Genomic DNA, 2028 nt, shown 5'->3' on the forward strand with positions numbered 1-2028 from the left:
TTCCACGAGCGCGATCAGGATGCGGACGGTCGATCCGCTCGCGAGGAACCTCGCCGAATCAGCCGCCCTGCGGATCATCTGGTCATAGCGCGGCGGCTGGGGGGACGACTTGGTCGACGTCACGACGACCTCCGAGGGGCGTTCGACGCCAAGTGTCGAGTCGCGCGCCACAACTCGGCCCCATAGGGGGTGATCGAGTAGATGTACTTCCGGCCGTACCGCCCGCCGCTGGGCACGGTGACGAAGTCGACGACCCCGGCGGCGTGGAGCCGGGCGAGCTTCGACGGCACGTTGGAAGCAAGGAATCCGGCTTCGTCCGCAATCCGCACCGCCGTCGCCGGGCCGCGGGACAGCACGGCCAGCACGCCGGCGCTACCGGCGATCAGTCTCGCGGTGGAAACGGCGTTCGCCAGGTCGCCGCGCTGGACGGTCGCGGTCTCGATGTGCATCCCAGGGGGCTCCGTTCAGAGGGGAGATCTCGCGCCCCGGCAGAAGGCGCGAGACAGGGACGTCAGGACTTTGAGGTTCGCGCCGCCTTGCGTAGGGCCGCATGGCGGATGACCGATTCGCCTACGATCTCGGCCGTCCCCCGATCGGCCAACATGCCGGCCACGGCGAGGGGGACGAAGACCTCCATGCCCTCGAACGTCCGGATCGTTCGATTCCCCATGGGAACCCTGAAACCGTCGGACCGCGTGATGCGGACCTTGATCTGTTGAACGAGATTCATATCGTGATGTCCTGCTGGGTTACATGTCGGGTGGTGAACTGCGTCGACGCCTCACGACGTCGGCGGCAGCACGGCGTAGATCTCCACCGATCCAGCCATTTCCAGCGCGTGGTCCAGGTCGGCGACGGGCGTCTGGAAGCTCGCTCCGTCCGCAAGTGCGGCGACCGGAGCCGTCCTGTTGATCGCTCCCCTGGCGGTCACTTCATTCACCGTGACGGCCTCGCCGGCCGAGCAAACGCGATTGCCGACGATGACGTCCTTCGCCAGGGCGACGACTTGGGTGGAAGGGGACTGCAGCAAGACCGGCCCGTTGTTCGCGCTCATTGCGTGTTCCTTTCGAGGGATGGGACAACCGGCCGACGCTCGACCGGCTGCAACGAATTCGGGGAGCCGTGCTCAGACGCTCGGGAGGCCGTCCCTCGCCAATTCAGCGGCGGCTTCCTTCAGTTGCCGCTGAGGCATCGAAAACCGCTCCCCAGGCGCGATGATGAACCCGGGATCGATTCCCGGCCGTTGCATGAGCACGAAGACCACGTCTTCGGGGACGCGGTAGATCTGTCCCTCTATGAGGACGGCGTTCGAAATCTGGACGTGGTCGCGAACCGCCTTGACCCCGATCTTGGGGATCTCGCAATTCGGGGCAGGGGCCCTGTAGCGGCCCCTGACGCCGGCGTCCAGGCATCGAACGGCCGACCGGCTCAAGATCGAGGCGTCCCGCCTGAGGACGCCGCTCAGCATTCCATCGACGGCGTCGACTTCACGAACGTCGAGAGTCTCGCCGGCCGCGACCCGGACGCCCCCGACGCGACCGTCGCGAGCCCCTTTGACCCTGACCATCGGTCCCATGAAGGCCGTGCCGGCGTCCGACCTGGTTGACCTCGAGGCCTTCTCACGAGGGAACAGGTCGTCGACGTCGCCGACGTATCGCGCCATCTCGCTGTCGGCGTCGTCCGCGTAAGATGCCGCTTTGAGATCCTTGTCAGGCGTCTCGAATCGACAATCGGGGGCGAGCCTCGCCACAGGTTGCTCGCGGCAAACGACCCTGTATGCGACGGCCTCGGAAACCTCGACGACGTCGCCTTCGCGACAGACGCGACGTCCGATGATGGCGTCGTCCGCAAGTGCGACGACCTTGACGACCCGAGAATCCTTCGACAAAAGCTTCATTCGATCGACCCTTTCGATTTGGAGATCGAGGCCTGACGATGCGGTGGATTTAAGAGGTGACGATATCCTTGATGACGCCGAACGCTGCGGGCTGGAGGATCGCGACGTCCACGTCCTGGAACGCGCTGACG

General features: G+C 65.5%; 4 protein-coding genes. All 4 read right to left on the minus strand.

The annotated features are described in order from the left end of the window. Window positions 1-119: 119 nt before the first annotated feature. Window positions 120-449: a MarR family winged helix-turn-helix transcriptional regulator gene (locus G5C50_RS32000; RefSeq protein WP_165076139.1), complete on the minus strand. Its 330-nt coding sequence runs from the start codon at window positions 447-449 to the stop codon at window positions 120-122. 62 nt (window positions 450-511) lie between these two features. Next, window positions 512-730 carry a hypothetical protein gene (locus G5C50_RS32005; protein WP_165076141.1) on the minus strand — a complete coding sequence of 73 codons (219 nt, stop codon included), beginning with the start codon at window positions 728-730 and terminating at the stop codon, window positions 512-514. A gap of 51 nt (window positions 731-781) precedes the next feature. After that, window positions 782-1054: a hypothetical protein gene (locus G5C50_RS32010; RefSeq protein WP_165076144.1), complete on the minus strand. Its 273-nt coding sequence runs from the start codon at window positions 1052-1054 to the stop codon at window positions 782-784. A gap of 72 nt (window positions 1055-1126) precedes the next feature. Continuing rightward, entirely contained in the window at window positions 1127-1897 is a 771-nt protein-coding gene (locus G5C50_RS32015) for a hypothetical protein (RefSeq protein ID WP_165076146.1), read from the minus strand. Window positions 1898-2028 lie beyond the last annotated feature (131 nt).

The organism is Paludisphaera rhizosphaerae, assembly GCF_011065895.1.
Classification (GTDB): domain Bacteria; phylum Planctomycetota; class Planctomycetia; order Isosphaerales; family Isosphaeraceae; genus Paludisphaera; species Paludisphaera rhizosphaerae.

Excerpts from the sequence above, each read along its gene's own strand:
- G5C50_RS32015 (WP_165076146.1), bottom strand. The coding sequence starts at position 1,897 with ATGAAGCTTTTGTCGAAGGATTCTCGGGTCGTCAAGGTCGTCGCACTT.
- G5C50_RS32010 (WP_165076144.1), bottom strand. The coding sequence starts at position 1,054 with ATGAGCGCGAACAACGGGCCGGTCTTGCTGCAGTCCCCTTCCACCCAA.
- G5C50_RS32005 (WP_165076141.1), bottom strand. The coding sequence starts at position 730 with ATGAATCTCGTTCAACAGATCAAGGTCCGCATCACGCGGTCCGACGGT.
- G5C50_RS32000 (WP_165076139.1), bottom strand. The coding sequence starts at position 449 with ATGCACATCGAGACCGCGACCGTCCAGCGCGGCGACCTGGCGAACGCC.